The following is a 15,944-nucleotide window of genomic DNA, read 5'->3' on the forward strand; positions in this document are numbered from 1 at the left end:
TTCGGTAAGCAAGACCGGTAAAGTTCGGTCCGCTTCTGCTTTCGGGGAGCAAAGATAGGACTTTTGGAATTAAAAACAATTTCGGATGAAGCTTTTGTTTACCCATTTCATGCCATACCAACGGCGGACGAAAATGAATCCACGGATATTCTCGTCCAATAGGAAGGCTACCCACATGCCGCAGATGCCCCATCCGAGGGGGATTCCGAAAAGGTAGCCCGCTCCTACAGCCACGCTCCACTGCACTACCAGGCCTACATAGAAAGGATAGTTGACGTCGCCTGCCGCACGAAGGGCGTTGGTGGCGAAAATGTTGATGGGGCGTCCAATTTCGAGGAGGATATCTATAATAAGGATGGTGGCCCCCATGCGTATGATGTCGGGATTGGAAGTGAGCCAGCCAAAGATGGCATGTCCCGAAAGGGCGAGGATGCAGGACAGCATGACGGTTATCATGACGGATTTCTTCATGACGTATTTCCCCATAAGGAAGGCTGCGTGAGGTTTCTTCTCGCCTATCAGATGCCCGATACAGATGGCGCCGCCCTGGGCCATGGAGATGCTGAACAGATAAGCGAACATGATGATGTTGACACAATAGGTACGGGTGGCGAGCGCTTCTACTCCCAGCATGTTGATGAAGTAGGTGATGACGACTTGCGACGAGCTGTACGACAATTGTTCGCCGGCGGAGGGCAGGCCTACCTTCATCAGATTCTTTAGTTCTATCCATGGGAAAGGGCGGAAGTATGCCACTGGGAAACGGTGGATGTGCTTGCGGAACAGTATGACGAACAGGATAATCATGGAGACGCCCCGGCTGAAGGCTGTAGAGATGGCAGCGCCTTCTACGCCCAGTTCCGGAAAGCCGAAGCGGCCGAAGATGAGGGAGTAGTTGCCGATGATGTTGAGGATGTTGACCACAACGGTGACCATCATCGGGTAGATGGCTTTGTTGGCGCTGCGCAGGGAGGCGGAGAGAGTGAGGGATAATGCCTGGAAGAAGGCGAAAGCGCCTACGATACGCATATAGTCCGTGCCGTCCTGCATCAATTCGGCGGTGAGGCCCATCAGCCGGAGGATGGGACGGGCGCAGGAGAACAGTACCAGGCTGACCGTGATACCTACCGCCAGGTTGACGAGGATGGATACGCCGACCACTTGCACTACTTTCTTGTGTAGTTTCGCACCGAGATACTGGGAACACAGAACGGACGTTCCGAGATTGATGACTTCGAAAACGAGGAAAGTGAGCATGATAATCTGGTTGACTACCCCTACGGCGGCAACACTGTTGTCCGAGTGGCGGCTCAGCATGATGGTGTCCACCGCACCGAGCATCATGATGAGAAGTGTCTCTATAAAGATGGGGGCGGCCAGCTTGGCAAGCCGCTTTTTCAGGCTTTCTTGTTGTATCATTGTCCGTGTATGTGCACTATACTTTAAAAATCGCGCAAAGATAAGGAAAGGTTGAAAAGGACGGTTTGATATGTATCAAATTTTTTTTCTTGTTTTAGGGTTTGAGTGTTAACGTGTTATCTCAAATTGCATGAAAACGGTGAAAAAAATATGTAGGAAAGATTTGCACAGTCCAAAAGTTTGCCCTACATTTGCACCGCATTTGAAAAGAATGCTGGTTATAAAAAGGAAGTTTGGGTGAGTGGCTGAAACCACCAGTTTGCTAAACTGACGTACGGGTAACCGTACCGGGGGTTCGAATCCCCCAGCTTCCGCCAGATGCACTCTTAGCTCAGTTGGTAGAGCAACTGACTCTTAATCAGTGGGTCCAGGGTTCGAATCCCTGAGGGTGTACAAGACAAATGCGAGGGTGGGTTCATCTAACGGTTAGGATACATGCCTCTCACGCATGGTATACGAGTTCGATTCTCGTACCCACTACAAAAACAAGAAAGCGGTTGACTGATGAAACGGTTGACCGCTTTTTGTTTTTTATTTTTCTGTTGTAATCCGAAAATAGTTTCTATATTTGCACCCGCTATGGCGAAATGTATATTCTATATCTTGTTAGGGTTGTTCCTCATATCGAAGTTCACTTCCGTTTCTGATGATATGGAGGGATGTAAGACACTCCCTACCGCGGATGTGCATTATTTCTCCGGAACCCGGTACAACTTGTCGGGGGCAGATGGCAGACAATGCCAGGGAAAAGGGGAGGACGCGAATTACAATTGCCTGGCAGATGCCGGTTGCATAGGAAATACCTTCTCATTGCGGCATGTCTCTTGCTCGAAATTATTGAGGCTTAATCCTGACTTCATTGCTGTCAAGGTCGCGAGAACCCTGAAAACTCTGCTTCCGGAAGAAAAGACAACTTCTTTCCCTTTTACTTTCCATCCTCATAAGATTTCATATAGATATTATGTATATACGCTGAGGCGTATTCTTATTTAGTGCTTTTCCCCCTCTCTTTCGGGAGCCGGAGAGATTTCCCGTCTCCCCATGCCGAGTTTTTCTCTATTTTTAAGTACTGATAATCAATATATAATGGAATTTCTATTGGATTTTATTCTCCATATTGATCAGTATATGATTGATATAGTGCAGGAATATCATATGTGGGCGTATGTCATATTGTTTCTGCTGATTGTGGTCATTATTATGATTTCCATACTGCCGGCCGTGGTAGAAGTGCTGCGTGCAAGACTGAAACAATGAAAACAAAAATAAATTAATATACTTAGTACATTTTTATCCGTTATGAAGAATTCTTTTTTTAGCCGGTTCACACCGAAAGAACCGAAATTCTTTCCTTTGCTGAAGCAATTGTCTGAGATTTTATTGTCCTCGTCGGCTCTGTTGATAGAAATATTGGGCCATGACTCGCCTGAGAAGAGGGCGGAAGATTATAAACGAATCAAAGATTTGGAGCGCGAGGGCGATAAGCTGACCAATCTGATTCTGGATGAACTGGGCACTACTTTCATTACTCCTTTTGACCGGGAGGATATCCACGACCTGGCTTCGGGCATGGATGATGTGATTGATGGAATAAACAGCTGTGCCAAGCGTATCACTATCTATAATCCGCATCCTATTTCGGACAAGGGGAAAGAGCTGGGACATATGGTCCAACAGGAAGCGGCCCTCATTGACCAGGCCATGGATGAACTGGAAGCATTCCGCAAGAGTCCGGATAAGCTGCGCGCATACTGCAACCAAATGCATGACATAGAAAACCGGGCGGATGATGTCTATGAATTCTTCATCACCAGGCTTTTTGAAGAAGAGAAGGACTGCATTGAACTCATCAAAATCAAGGAGATTATGTATGAGCTGGAGAAAACGACGGATGCAGCCGAACACGTGGGCAAGATTTTGAGGAGCCTGATTGTGAAATACGCATAAACGGACGGATGTATGGAACTATTAGTGATTATCATTGTGCTGGCTCTGATATTCGATTATATCAACGGTTTTCATGATGCGGCCAATTCTATTGCCACCATTGTGTCTACCAAAGTGCTTACACCGTTTCAGGCGGTGATATGGGCGGCTTTCTTCAATTTTGTGGCCTTTTTTATCGCCAAGTGTGTCATCGGCGGTTTCGGCATTGCCAACACCGTATCGAAAACGGTGATGGAGCCTTACATTACTTTGCCTATCATTCTGGCCGGTGTGATTGCAGCCATTGCCTGGAATCTGTTTACTTGGTGGAAGGGGATTCCTTCCTCTTCTTCGCACACGCTTATCGGAGGTTTTGCCGGAGCTGCCATCATGGCACACGGTTTTGAGGCCATCCAGCTGAGTATCATTCTGAAGATTGCGGCATTCATTTTTCTGGCTCCCTTGATTGGTATGGTGGTGGCATTCGGTTTTACGTTGTTGGTCTTGTATATTTGCCGCAGGGCGCATCCTCATACGGCCGAGTTGTGGTTCAAGAAACTGCAGCTGGTGTCTTCGGCTTTGTTCAGCATCGGGCACGGTCTGAATGATTCACAGAAGGTGATGGGTATCATTGCTGCGGCCATGATAGCCGGGCATTCGGAAGGATTGGGAATGGGGATAAACAGTATTGATGACCTGCCGGACTGGGTGGCATTCTCTTGTTTTACGGCCATTTCACTCGGTACCATGTCCGGTGGGTGGAAGATTGTGAAGACCATGGGAACCAAAATTACGAAGGTGACGCCGCTGGAAGGGGTGGTTGCGGAAACTGCCGGTGCGTTTACACTCTATCTGACGGAGTATCTGAAGATTCCGGTGAGTACGACACACACCATTACGGGAGCCATTATCGGGGTAGGGGCCACGAAGCGGCTTTCGGCCGTACGCTGGGGAGTTACGAAGAGTCTGATGACCGCCTGGGTGCTGACTATCCCCGTCAGTGCTTTGCTGGCAGCAGGGATTTATTGTATCGTATCTCTTTTTTAGAAGTGCTGCCGCATAAAAAATAGACGGGTTCGTTTTATTTTGCATTAGGTTTGCACTATCTTTGCAGCTTGAAACTGTAAAATAGAATGCACATTGGACTGGCTATATAGTTTATTCGTTGAACACTCCGCCTTGCAGGCGGTTGTGGTACTCTCGTTGATTTCCGCTATCGGATTGGGATTGGGAAAGATACATGTTTGCGGCATTTCATTGGGAGTGACGTTTGTATTCTTTGCCGGCATCATTGCCGGGCATTTCGGGTTGTCCATAGACCCGCAGATGCTGAATTATGCGGAAAGCTTCGGGCTGGTGATATTTGTGTATGCTTTGGGCTTGCAGGTGGGACCGGGCTTTTTCAGTTCTTTCCGTAAAGGAGGGGTACAGCTGAATATGCTCGCCACGGGTGTAGTGCTCATCGGCACCCTGCTGACTGTAGTGGGCAGCTATGGATTGGGAGTATCCCTGCCGGATATGGTGGGCATACTTTGCGGTGCCACGACAAATACACCGGCACTCGGTGCGGCACAGCAGACATTGAAACAGATGGGATTGGAGACCAGTACACCTGCTTTGGGGTGTGCGGTGGCATATCCGCTGGGGGTGGTAGGGGTCATTCTGGCCGTACTGTTCATCCGTAAGACGCTGGCGCATAAGGAAGACCTGGAATTGAAAGAGAAGGATGATGTGAACAAGCCTTATATTGTTGCGTTCCAGGTGCACAATCCTGCCATCTTCAACAAGAGTATCAAGGAAATAGGCGGGCTGAACAGCTATCCGAAGTTTGTGATTTCCCGCTTGTGGCGGGATGGGAATGTGAGTATTCCTACTTCGGAAAAGATTATAAAGGAAGGTGACCGCCTGCTGGTGATTACCTCGGAGAAAAATACACCGGCACTGACCGTGCTCTTCGGCGAGCAGGAGCATACCGACTGGAACAAGGAAGATATAGACTGGAATGCCATTGACAGCCAGCTGATTTCGCAACGTATCGTGGTGACACGTCCGGAGCTGAACGGCAAGAAGCTGGGCTCTCTCCATCTGCGTAATCATTACGGTATCAATATCAGCCGGGTTTATCGCAGTGGCGTGCAGTTGTTGGCCACAGCGGAACTGACCTTGCAATTGGGTGACCGCCTGACCGTAGTGGGCGAAGCCGCTGCCATACAAAATGTGGAGAAGGTGCTGGGCAATGCAGTGAAAAGCCTGAAGGAACCGAACCTGGTGGCGGTATTTATCGGCATTGTCATCGGTCTGGCTTTGGGAGCGATTCCTATTTCCATTCCCGGCATCAGCGCTCCCGTACGGCTCGGATTGGCAGGAGGTCCTATCATCGTAGGTATTCTTATCGGGACATTCGGTCCGAGGATGCACATGGTGACTTATACTACGCGCAGTGCGAACCTGATGCTCCGCGCATTGGGGTTGTCTCTTTATCTGGCTTGCCTGGGACTGGATGCGGGTGCCCATTTCTTCGATACGGTATTCCGGCCGGAAGGACTGTTATGGATTGCCATAGGTTTTGCGCTGACTGTGGTTCCGGTATTGATTATGGGTATCGTTACCTTCAAGTGGCTGAAGATAGATTTCGGAACAATGGCAGGTATGCTGTGCGGAAGCATGGCAAACCCCATGGCGCTGAACTACGCCAACGACACCATCCCGGGAGACAATCCGTCTGTAGCGTACGCTACGGTCTATCCGCTGTGTATGTTTCTACGGGTAATCATAGCCCAAGTGCTGCTCATGTTCTTCATTAATGGATAATGGGGAATGGAGGGCACTATTAATTATCAACTATCAATTATTCAATTAAATAACTATGGGAAATATAACTCCGGAAAGTATTGTCAATGACTTGCGTTATTTGCAATTATTATCACGCAGTTTTCCTACCATTGCTGATGCCAGTACGGAAATCATCAATCTGGAGGCTATTCTAAATCTGCCGAAAGGTACAGAGCATTTTCTGACGGATATTCATGGCGAGTATGAGGCTTTTCAGCATGTGCTGAAGAATGCATCGGGGGCAGTGAAACGTAAGGTGAACGAAATATTCGGGCATACGCTGCGCGAAAGTGAGAAGAAGGAAATCTGTACGTTAATTTATTATCCGGAAGAGAAGCTGCAACTTATCAAGGAGCAGGAAACGGACCTGGATGACTGGTATTTGATAACACTGAACCAGTTGGTAAAAGTATGCCAGAACGTTTCGTCCAAATATACCCGTTCGAAAGTACGCAAGGCACTTCCGGCAGAGTTCTCGTATATCATTCAAGAGCTGTTGCACGAATCGAGCATCGAACCCAACAAACATGCCTATATCAATGTCATAATCAGTACCATTATCTCTACGAAGCGTGCGGATGACTTTATTGTGGCGATGTGCAACCTTATCCAGCGTCTGACCATCGACTCGCTGCATATCGTGGGCGATATATACGACCGCGGACCGGGTGCGCATATTATCATGGATACTCTCTGCGATTATCATAATTTCGACATCCAATGGGGTAACCACGATATTCTGTGGATGGGTGCCGCATCGGGTAATGATGCTTGTATAGCCAACGTAATCCGTATGTCGATGCGCTATGCCAATTTAGCAACACTGGAGGATGGTTATGGCATCAATCTGTTGCCGCTTGCGACGTTTGCCATGGATACCTATGCGGATGACCCTTGCACTATCTTTGCGCCGAAAATGAACTTTGCCGATGCGGAATACAATGAGAAGACCTTGCGGCTGATTACACAGATGCACAAGGCGATTACGGTTATCCAGTTGAAACTGGAGGCGGAAATCATCAGCCGTCGTCCAGAGTTCGGTATGGAGAACCGGAAACTGCTGCATCTGGTGGATTTCGAACGTGGTGTGTTTGTATACGAAGGTAAGGAATATCCTTTGCGCGATGTGAATTTTCCCACCGTAGACCCGGCGGACCCGTATCGTCTGTCGGACGAAGAGCGTGAATTGATGCATCGGATTCATTCTTCTTTCATGAACAGCGAGAAGATGAAGAAGCACATGCGCTGTTTGTTTACGTATGGCGGCATGTATCTGGTGTGCAACAGTAACCTGCTTTATCATGCTTCCGTGCCTCTGAATGCGGACGGCAGTTTCAAACATGTCCGCATCGGCCAAAAGGAATACTGGGGACGTAAGTTGCTGAAAAAGACCGACCAGCTGATACGTACCGCTTACTTTGACGAGGACGGTTCGGACGAGAAACAGTTTGCACTGGATTATGTCTGGTACATGTGGTGCGGACCGGATGCCCCTTCCTTCGATAAAGACAAGATGGCTACTTTTGAACGCTATTTTGTGGCCGACAAAACATTGCATAAGGAGACGAAAGGGCATTATTATGCTTTGCGCAACGAGGCTGAGGTGTGTGACCGCATTCTTGAAGAGTTCGGCGTGAAGCCGGGGCCACATTCGCATATCATCAACGGACATGTACCGGTAAAGACCATTAAAGGTGAGAAACCCATCAAAGCGGATGGTAAGCTGCTGGTGATTGACGGTGGTTTTTCAAAAGCCTATCAGCCGGAAACGGGAATTGCGGGATATACGCTGGTATATCATTCCCATGGCTTGCAACTGGTACAGCATGAGCCGTTCCAGAGCCGTCAGAAAGCCATTGAAGAAGGGCAAGACATCAAGTCTACAACCCTGGTTGTCGAATTCAATTCGCAGCGTATGATGGTGAAGGATACGGACAAAGGAAGTGAACTCGTTACGCAGATTCAGGATTTGATGAAACTGCTGGTGGCGTATAGGACGGGGCTGATTAAGGAGAAACAATAATTTATAATTTCAGTATCGTCACTCCGCCCTCTACAATGATGCCTTTGTCATAGGTTTTCCCTTGGGTGTAGTAGCGGCTGCCGCCATAACCGCCGGTGAGGAATATGCCAAAGCGCTCGGTCAGGTGGTATTCCAGATTGACACGTGCCTGGAGGGCATAGAGACGTGCCGGAATGCCGTAGTCCTTGTTCTTGAAGGTTTCTATATGTTGGTATCCCAGATCTCCGCTGATGAACAGCTGTTTGTAGAGTGGTAATTCAAGACCGGCACGGTAGAAGAGGGCAGCGGAAAACTTATCGCCAAAATCCAGATAATGGGTACCGCCACCGAGGATGGTATAGAAGAACCGGTTCTTGAAACGGGCACCTACATTCAGCTTGGTGGCATTACCACCGAAAAACATCAGTTGAACTTTTGTTTGGGGATTGGCATTGACTAATCCCAACTGGAAACCGTCTAATTTTTCTTTGTAGTAGTTGAATAGACCTATTTGAAGCCCTTTGGCGCGTATAGCCATATTGGCAGCACCTATTTGTAATCCTCGGGCTGTACCACCCACCACATTGCCCAGGCCGGAAACCTGAACACCGGTCATATCTCCGGCAGTGATGTTGGCAAGGGCGGACATCTGCATGCCATTCAAGTCTTCACCGATTACGCTTAGCAGGCCGGCTCCTGAAAAACCTTTGAAATTTCCACCGGAAATATTGGCGAGTCCGGCAAAGTGTATGCCGGAAGCACCTTCTCCGCTGATATTCAACAAGCCGCCTATGGAAGCGCCACGATTATAGTCTCCACTGATGTTTGCCAGACCGGAAATAATGATGCCTTGCGCATGATTTCCGTTGATACCTACCAGTCCCGAAACGGATACTCCGATAAGGTTGTTACCATTGATGTTGGTAATTCCTGCTATCTGCACGCCTCGCATGCTTCCCCCCACCATATTTGACAGACCTGCCATCTGTACACCGTTCACATCCCTGCCGGTTACACTGCCAAGAATATTCATGCCGAGACCATTCAGACGGTTCATGGAGGAGAACACACCCAGATTGAAGCAGGTGCTTCCTACGGTGTCAGTCCGCTGTGTGGAGATGTTTTTCCATAAGGAGATATTGATACCTACCGGGCCATGGTCTGTTCGTGGAGAGTGTTGTTTCCGGAAAGTATTTTCGGAGGATTTCTGAATCGTGTCCGGCTGTACGCTGCCCGGATTATGTTCTTGGGCAAGAGTTGTCCCTGCAATGAGCAGGGATGTAAAGAAGAATAAAAGGAGTTGTTTCATATTGGTTGAACCCTATTGGCTTTATCCTTTGGCCTCCTGATACAAGAAGCGCTTGATAGATTTCTTCGGCGTTTTTTCAAATTCTTCAGGATAGATTTTCATTTTGAATATCTGGCTGTATGCGGGCAGTTCTGCATTCAGTGCCACACGGTTTTCCTCCATGACGCGTTCGATGTCGTCATTGTTCAGCCCATGGGCAAAGGCATCATCGAAGTCGGGATAAACCAGACCTACCAGTTTCTCGTTCTGCTGCACGATGATGCTTTCGGCTACGTACGGCATATTGTTCAGTTTGTCTTCTATCTCTTCCGGGTAGATATTCTGACCGCTCGGGCCGAGTAGCATGTTCTTGCTGCGTCCCTTGATGCTAACGTTGCCTTCGGCATCCATCAGGGCAAGGTCTCCGGTGTGCAGCCAGCCGTCTTTGTCGAGTACCTGCACGGTGGCTTCATCGTTCTTGTAGTAACCCAGCATGATATTGGGACCACGGCAGACAATCTCTCCCGGAATGTTTTCGGGATCGGATGATAGGATTTTCACCTCCATACGCGGTGCGGCCTTTCCGCAAGAACCGGGTTTGAAGCGGGTCCAATCCTCGTAACAGATGATGGGGCCGCATTCCGTCATTCCATAGCCTACCGTATAGGGGAAATCTATCATCTTTAAGAACTGCTCCACTTCCTGGTTGAAGGCAGCTCCTCCTACAATGATTTCTGTAAAGTTTCCGCCAAAGGCTTGAATCATCTGGTCGCGTACGGTCGCTTTTATCTTGTCGTTAATGATGGGTACTTTCAGCAACAGCTTCATGGCGGGAGTTTCCAGCTTGGGCAGTACGCTCTTCTTTATAATCTTTTCGATAATGAGCGGAACAGCCACAATCAGGTTAGGCTTCACTTCGGTGAAAGCCTGGAAAATGATTTTGGGGCTGGGCATGCGAGTGAGGAAGAATATGTGGCAACCTACGGCGAATTCATACAGAAACTCGAATGCAAGTCCGTACATATGTGCCATTGGCAGCATGGAGACAATCTTGTCACCGGCTTTCAGCGGCAATACTTCGAAAGCAAAAGTGGTGTTTGACCAAAGGCTGCGGTAGGGCAGCATCACTCCTTTGGAGTAACTGGTGGTGCCGGATGTATAGTTGATGACCGCCAGTTCGTCGGGCTGGTCTTTGTGATAACTGACATGTTCCTTGCGGAAGTTCTTGGGGTATTTCTTACCGAACATTTCGTTGAGATGTTCGCGGGCATAGTCCAACTTTTCGCTGCGGGAGACAAGAATGTAGAAGTCTGCCATCATCATGATGCCCTCCAGCAGCGGCATGGCACTTTCGTTGAGATTTTCCCAAACCTGGTCGCCTACGAAAAGCAGTTTGGCTTCGGAATGGTTCACGATGTTGTGTACATTGTCTGCCTTGAACTCGTGAAGGATGGGGACGATTACCGCACCGTAGGTCAATGTCGCGAGGAATGTTACGCCCCAGTGGGAACTGTTGCGGCCACAGACGGCAATCTTATCGCCTTTCTTGATGCCGCTTGCCTCGAAAATGATATGCAACTTTTCTATTTTGCGGGCTACGTCCTTATATTGTAGGGTTGCTCCCTTGTAGTCGGTCAGAGCGTCTAAATCCCAATTTTCCTTTATGCTATTCTCTATATAGGCGATAAAACTTTGTTCCATGATATTTAATTGCACATTTGATTGAAAATTGTGCAAATATAAGGGTTTATATATAGAAAGCAAACTTTTATAAGGAAAATAGTTTTTATGGCGGCTATTTGCTAAAACTCGACAGTTATACCTAAAGTAGGCAGGATAGTGCCGCTTTCCTGCTTGAGGTATTTCATTTTATAGCGCTGTTCGGCAACAGGAGCGGACGGATTTTCGATGATGCCCGTACTCATTATCACATCCGGCTGTTTCAGTTTGTTGCCGGTGATATTCTGTATGTCCAGGTAGATTCCTATCATGCAGTGATGGAAGTAGAAGGACTTGTCCACACGCAAGTCTAACTGGGCAAAGTTGGGCAGCCGCCCGGTATTATAGTACGCATAGTCGTAGTAGGGCTGTCCTTTGGCATCCCATGCTTCTACGAGTGATGATTTGTCTTCATCATAGGGAGTGTAGGGGCTGCCGCCTATATAGCTTAGCTTGCCTCCTATGCTCCAGCGCCGGGGCAGGTTGTATGTACCGCTCATGTTGAGTATGAAACGGTTGTCCCAGGCAGATGGAATGAAGTCTTCATTTGAACGGTTGCGGTATTCGCTGCGGTATAAGGTGAAGGAGGATACGAGATTGAACTTGCCGGATGCCTGCCAGCGGAACATGGTTTCCAGTCCGTAGGCCCTGCCGCTGGCTGTAGGGACGAGTGCTTCATTGCCGGTGACACCGTAATCGTTTCCTTTGCATGCCAACGGAATGTTGTCTTGAAGGGAAAGTGGCATACGGCTGTAACGCTTGAAGAAACCTTCTGCAGAAACCATGAACCGGTCTTGCAGGTGCCAGTCCAGACCGAGGCTACTTTCAAAGACCTGCATGTACTTCAGGCCTTTGTTGAGATATTGCTCTTCATTGTCTTTATATCCCAAAGCGGTGTAGGGAGGCAATTGGTGGTAGAGGCCGGTACTTCCGCTCAGGGTCCATTGTTCCGAGAGTTTGTAGGATGCAGAGAGGCGTGGGGAGAACTGTTTCCATAGCTGCCGCATCTTTCGGTTGTAAGTGTTGCCGTCCATACGGATACCGGCGGAAAGGGCGAGACGCTTGTCGGCGGTGGTATAGTCGGAAGAGAAGAAAGCACCCCAGCCGAAGATGTTGAGTGAGGTTTCGTAGATGGAAAGCGTACCCGAATGACTGCCGTATAGTCTTTGCCGGCTGTGGTTTGTATAGATGGAGTTGTTCAGTTCTGCTCCTTCTTTTAGGGTCCATGCTCCCAAGCGCGTCTGGTTTTCAAAACGCAGGGTGGTCTTTTGCTCTGTGGAGCGTAGGCGCAGGGTCAGGTTGTCTTCGGAAGAGTCATCGTTGTTGCGGTATTTCAGATTGCGGTTGTTCAGGTAGTTATGGCTCAGTATAAGGGATTGCACGTGTCTTCCATTGTAGTGTCTGTAAGAGGCTCCGAGAGTGAATGTTTCCTGATGGATGGTGGGGAGATAGCTGAGCAGATATTCGGCATCTTCTCCTTTTTCATCGGTATTCAGTTTCATCTTGTCAATGCCTACGAGACCAAGCAGGGTCAGCTCGCTGTGCTTGTTGAAACGGGTTTTTGTTTTGAATTGTCCGTCAATGAAATTGGGCAGGAAGGGCAGTCCCAAAGCCTTGAACAAAAGTTGCAGGTAGGACTGGCGTGCAGAGAACAGATAAGTGGTGCGTTGTCCCAGGTGTCCTGCTCCGCTGAGCGAGACTTCTGATGCACCGATGGTGGCTTTGAACGCCTGCTTGTCCGGATTGCCGTCCTTGAGGCGGAAGTCGAGGACGGAACTCAAGGCTCCGGAGCGGTTGGAGGGGAAGGCGCCCGTATAAAATGCAATCTCGCGTATCAGGTCGGCATTGACAATGCTTACCGGTCCTCCGGATGCACCTTGAGTGGCAAAGTGGTTGATGTTGGGGATTTCGATGCCATCCATATAAAAGCGGTTTTCGGAAGGAGAACCGCCCCGAACAATCAAGTCGTTTCGATAGCCGATGGGAGAGAAAGAGACACCGGGATAGGAGCGTACGATGCGCGAGACATCCCGGTTGGCTCCGGGACTTTTCTCTATTTCCTGCAGGCCGATGATACGCATGCTGACCGGGCTTTCGATACTTCGCCGGAAGGGGGAAGGCATCACCACTACTGTGTTCAGCAGATTGGCATCCTCTTCCATCTCTATCTCAATGAACGGAGTTGAGGCTGAAACGATATATTCGGGGGTGGAAACAGTCTGGTATCCTATGCAGGATGCCTCAAGGCTATAAATGCCTGGAGGCACCTGCTCTATCTTGAATGTGCCGAGTGAATCGGTGGAAGCCCCTTTCCCGGGGATACCGGCAACGAAAACGTTGGCGTAGGCCACGGGTTGTCTGGACTGTCTGTCGATGACTTTGCCGCGAACGGAATAGGTCACGGGAACCATCATGGCATGTACGGTTGGGCTGATACCTGATAAAAGTATCAGCAATATAAACAATACAGCTCCCACCTTGTGCCGCATGACATTCATGGCTAATCAGACGTCACTAATTACTTTCCCAAGTACCATCGGTACATGCGTTGCACACCTTCCTCGATATCAATCTTATGATGCCATCCCAATGCATGTAACTTGCCGGGATCGGTCAGTTTGCGCATGGTGCCGTCGGGTTTGGAAGTGTCGAAGGTCAGCCGGCCTTGATAACCTACGGTGTTGACAATCAGTTCTGCCAACTGGCGGATAGTGATTTCCTTGCCCGTACCGATATTGATGTGGCAGTTGCGGATTTCCTTGTCGTCCGGCTTGAAGGTATCTTTGAAGTCGACGTGTTCCATGACGAAGACGCTGGCATCTGCCATCTCCTCGCTCCAGAGGAATTCGCGCAAGGGGGTGCCGGTACCCCATAATCTCACTTCTTCTTCTCTGATGCCGTATTTCCGGAGGATATTCAGAATGTCCTCTTTGCTGCTGTCGCCGTTGATGCCTTCTACCGGACGCAGGTTCATGTCGTGGCGTACGGCATTCCAGTCGCCTTGTTTCAGGCAGTGGGCAAGGTGTATCTTGCGTATCATGGCGGGGAGCACGTGGCTGCGTTCCAGGTCGAAGTTGTCGTTGGGGCCGTAAAGGTTGGTGGGCATCACGGCAATGTAGTTCGTACCATATTGAAGATTGAAGCTTTCGCACATTTTCAATCCGGCTATTTTGGCGATGGCATAGGGCTCGTTAGTGTATTCCAGCGGAGAAGTGAGGAGTGCATCTTCTTTCATCGGTTGTTCGGCATCACGGGGATAGATGCAGGTACTGCCAAGAAAGAGAAGCTTTTTCACTCCGTGGCGGAAGCTTTCGCCGATAACGTTCTGCTGTATCTGCAGGTTCTTGTAGATGAAATCGGCACGGTAGATACTGTTGGCCATAATGCCACCCACAAAAGCGGCGGCAAGGAATACATATTCAGGCTGCTCCTCATCGAAGAAGCGGCGTACAGCAACTCCGTCGAGCAGATCGAGTTCTTTGTGGGTCTTGCCGATGAGATTGGTGTATCCTTTCTCCTGAAGATTTTTCCAGATGGCAGAACCTACCAGTCCCCGGTGGCCTGCTACATATATTTTGGCATTTTTGTCTAACATTATTGTCTGAAAGTTTAATAGTTCATTCAAAGCTCTTTGCTTCTTAAATACAGTTTCTTCACAAATTTCATGTCGTGCTCTGCCATGATGCGTACCAACTCTTCAAAACTGGTCTGTCTCGGATTCCATCCCAGCAGTGTTTTTGCTTTGGTGGGGTCGCCCAGCAATTGTTCCACTTCGGCAGGCCGGAAATATTTGGGGTCGACTTCCACGAGGACTTTTCCGGTCTGTGTGTCGATACCCTTCTCATCCACTCCCTGGCCTTCCCAGCGCAGAGTGATGCCTACCTCCCGGAATGCCAGTGTCGCAAATTCGCGTACGGTATGCATTTCTCCGGTGGCAATGACGAAGTCTTCGGGGGTGTCGTGCTGCAGAATGAGCCACATGCACTCGATGTAGTCTTTGGCATATCCCCAGTCGCGCCGGGCATTCAGATTGCCCAGATACAGCTTGTCCTGGAAGCCTTGGGCGATGCGGGCGGCCGCCAGTGTGATTTTTCTTGTCACGAAGGTTTCACCTCGGCGTTCGCTCTCGTGGTTGAAGAGTATGCCGTTTACGGCAAACATGCCATAGCTTTCGCGGTAGTTCTTTGTAATCCAAAAGCCATACTGTTTGGCTACGCCATAGGGGCTGCGGGGATAGAACGGGGTTGTCTCGCTTTGCGGCACTTCCTGCACTTTTCCGAAGAGCTCGGAAGTGGAGGCCTGGTAAATGCGTGTCTTCTTTTCCATACCGAGAATGCGTACGGCTTCGAGCATGCGCAGGGTGCCTACGGCATCGGTTTCGGCGGTATATTCGGGCACGTCGAAGGATACTTTGACATGGCTTTGGGCGGCAAGGTTATATATTTCGTCCGGCTGCACACTCTGGATGATACGGATGAGAGAGCTGGAGTCTGTCATGTCTCCATAGTGCAGGTTAATGGTACGTTTCTGTTTCATGTCGCGTACCCACTCATCGAAGTAGAGGTGTTCGATGCGGCCGGTGTTGAAAGAGGAAGAGCGACGCAGGATACCGTGCACTTCATATCCTTTCTGCAGGAGGAATTCGGCAAGGAACGAGCCGTCCTGCCCGGTAATGCCGGAGATAAGGGCTTTCTTCATAATGTATGCTTTTTGTTATTATGTCTTTTCGGACTGCAATATTCGTTATTTTCCACGAGA

The 15,944-nt window shown here is 49.1% G+C and carries 12 protein-coding genes and 3 tRNA genes; 9 read left to right on the forward strand and 6 right to left on the reverse strand.

The features are described from left to right. Positions 1 to 69: 69 nt before the first annotated feature. Positions 70 to 1,419, reverse strand: coding sequence for an MATE family efflux transporter (locus EYA81_RS15750; protein ID WP_131226035.1), 1,350 nt, complete (start codon positions 1,417 to 1,419; stop codon positions 70 to 72). 227 nt (positions 1,420 to 1,646) lie between these two features. On the opposite strand from EYA81_RS15750, the gene EYA81_RS15755 reads away from it, so the two are divergent. The 9 genes from EYA81_RS15755 (at position 1,647) to EYA81_RS15790 (ending at position 8,200) form a co-directional block, all read left to right on the forward strand. Continuing rightward, positions 1,647 to 1,736 (forward strand) — tRNA-Ser (locus tag EYA81_RS15755). Between the two features lie 3 nt (positions 1,737 to 1,739). Next, positions 1,740 to 1,812: transfer RNA gene (locus tag EYA81_RS15760), tRNA-Lys, on the forward strand. Between the two features lie 15 nt (positions 1,813 to 1,827). Continuing rightward, positions 1,828 to 1,899, forward strand: a tRNA-Glu gene (locus EYA81_RS15765). A gap of 99 nt (positions 1,900 to 1,998) precedes the next feature. After that, complete coding sequence (locus EYA81_RS15770; RefSeq protein WP_131226036.1) at positions 1,999 to 2,412, forward strand: hypothetical protein; 414 nt, start codon at positions 1,999 to 2,001, stop codon at positions 2,410 to 2,412. 135 nt (positions 2,413 to 2,547) lie between these two features. After that, positions 2,548 to 2,676 (forward strand): hypothetical protein, encoded by a 129-nt coding sequence (locus EYA81_RS19820; protein ID WP_255425209.1) that lies wholly within the window; start codon positions 2,548 to 2,550, stop codon positions 2,674 to 2,676. Between the two features lie 42 nt (positions 2,677 to 2,718). Then, positions 2,719 to 3,366: a DUF47 domain-containing protein gene (locus tag EYA81_RS15775; protein WP_119961682.1), complete on the forward strand. Its 648-nt coding sequence runs from the start codon at positions 2,719 to 2,721 to the stop codon at positions 3,364 to 3,366. A 12-nt stretch (positions 3,367 to 3,378) separates the two neighbouring features. After that, positions 3,379 to 4,392, forward strand: a complete 1,014-nt coding sequence (locus EYA81_RS15780) for an inorganic phosphate transporter (RefSeq protein ID WP_117601485.1) — start codon at positions 3,379 to 3,381, stop codon at positions 4,390 to 4,392. Between the two features lie 93 nt (positions 4,393 to 4,485). Next, complete coding sequence (locus EYA81_RS15785) at positions 4,486 to 6,156, forward strand: putative transporter (protein ID WP_117966592.1); 1,671 nt, start codon at positions 4,486 to 4,488, stop codon at positions 6,154 to 6,156. 55 nt (positions 6,157 to 6,211) lie between these two features. Then, entirely contained in the window at positions 6,212 to 8,200 is a 1,989-nt protein-coding gene (locus EYA81_RS15790) for a fructose-1,6-bisphosphatase (protein ID WP_005828043.1), read from the forward strand. 1 nt (position 8,201) lies between these two features. On the opposite strand, the gene EYA81_RS15795 is transcribed toward EYA81_RS15790, so the two are convergent. The 5 genes from EYA81_RS15795 to gmd form a co-directional block, all read right to left on the reverse strand. Next, positions 8,202 to 9,488 carry an LA_2272 family surface repeat-containing protein gene (locus EYA81_RS15795; protein ID WP_131226039.1) on the reverse strand — a complete coding sequence of 429 codons (1,287 nt, stop codon included), beginning with the start codon at positions 9,486 to 9,488 and terminating at the stop codon, positions 8,202 to 8,204. Between the two features lie 21 nt (positions 9,489 to 9,509). Continuing rightward, positions 9,510 to 11,168 (reverse strand): long-chain fatty acid--CoA ligase, encoded by a 1,659-nt coding sequence (locus tag EYA81_RS15800; protein ID WP_131226041.1) that lies wholly within the window; start codon positions 11,166 to 11,168, stop codon positions 9,510 to 9,512. A 101-nt stretch (positions 11,169 to 11,269) separates the two neighbouring features. Next, positions 11,270 to 13,684, reverse strand: coding sequence for a TonB-dependent receptor (locus EYA81_RS15805; RefSeq protein ID WP_131226043.1), 2,415 nt, complete (start codon positions 13,682 to 13,684; stop codon positions 11,270 to 11,272). 20 nt (positions 13,685 to 13,704) lie between these two features. After that, a complete protein-coding gene (locus EYA81_RS15810) occupies positions 13,705 to 14,781 on the reverse strand; it encodes a GDP-L-fucose synthase (protein ID WP_131226044.1) in 1,077 nt (358 codons plus the stop codon). 26 nt (positions 14,782 to 14,807) lie between these two features. Continuing rightward, positions 14,808 to 15,884 (reverse strand): GDP-mannose 4,6-dehydratase, encoded by a 1,077-nt coding sequence (gene gmd, locus EYA81_RS15815; RefSeq protein ID WP_131226046.1) that lies wholly within the window; start codon positions 15,882 to 15,884, stop codon positions 14,808 to 14,810. Positions 15,885 to 15,944 lie beyond the last annotated feature (60 nt).

It is taken from the genome of Bacteroides sp. A1C1 (assembly GCF_004328515.1).
GTDB classification, from domain to species: domain Bacteria; phylum Bacteroidota; class Bacteroidia; order Bacteroidales; family Bacteroidaceae; genus Bacteroides; species Bacteroides uniformis.

Bases quoted from the DNA above. Each gene is read 5' to 3' on its own strand.
- EYA81_RS15805 (WP_131226043.1), bottom strand. From the start codon at position 13,684: ATGAATGTCATGCGGCACAAGGTGGGAGCTGTATTGTTTATATTGCTG.
- EYA81_RS15770 (WP_131226036.1), top strand. From the start codon at position 1,999: ATGGCGAAATGTATATTCTATATCTTGTTAGGGTTGTTCCTCATATCG.
- EYA81_RS15800 (WP_131226041.1), bottom strand. From the start codon at position 11,168: ATGGAACAAAGTTTTATCGCCTATATAGAGAATAGCATAAAGGAAAAT.
- EYA81_RS15775 (WP_119961682.1), top strand. From the start codon at position 2,719: ATGAAGAATTCTTTTTTTAGCCGGTTCACACCGAAAGAACCGAAATTC.
- EYA81_RS15780 (WP_117601485.1), top strand. From the start codon at position 3,379: ATGGAACTATTAGTGATTATCATTGTGCTGGCTCTGATATTCGATTAT.
- EYA81_RS15795 (WP_131226039.1), bottom strand. From the start codon at position 9,488: ATGAAACAACTCCTTTTATTCTTCTTTACATCCCTGCTCATTGCAGGG.
- EYA81_RS15750 (WP_131226035.1), bottom strand. From the start codon at position 1,419: ATGATACAACAAGAAAGCCTGAAAAAGCGGCTTGCCAAGCTGGCCGCC.
- EYA81_RS19820 (WP_255425209.1), top strand. From the start codon at position 2,548: ATGATTGATATAGTGCAGGAATATCATATGTGGGCGTATGTCATATTG.
- EYA81_RS15810 (WP_131226044.1), bottom strand. From the start codon at position 14,781: ATGTTAGACAAAAATGCCAAAATATATGTAGCAGGCCACCGGGGACTG.
- gmd (WP_131226046.1), bottom strand. From the start codon at position 15,884: ATGAAGAAAGCCCTTATCTCCGGCATTACCGGGCAGGACGGCTCGTTC.
- EYA81_RS15790 (WP_005828043.1), top strand. From the start codon at position 6,212: ATGGGAAATATAACTCCGGAAAGTATTGTCAATGACTTGCGTTATTTG.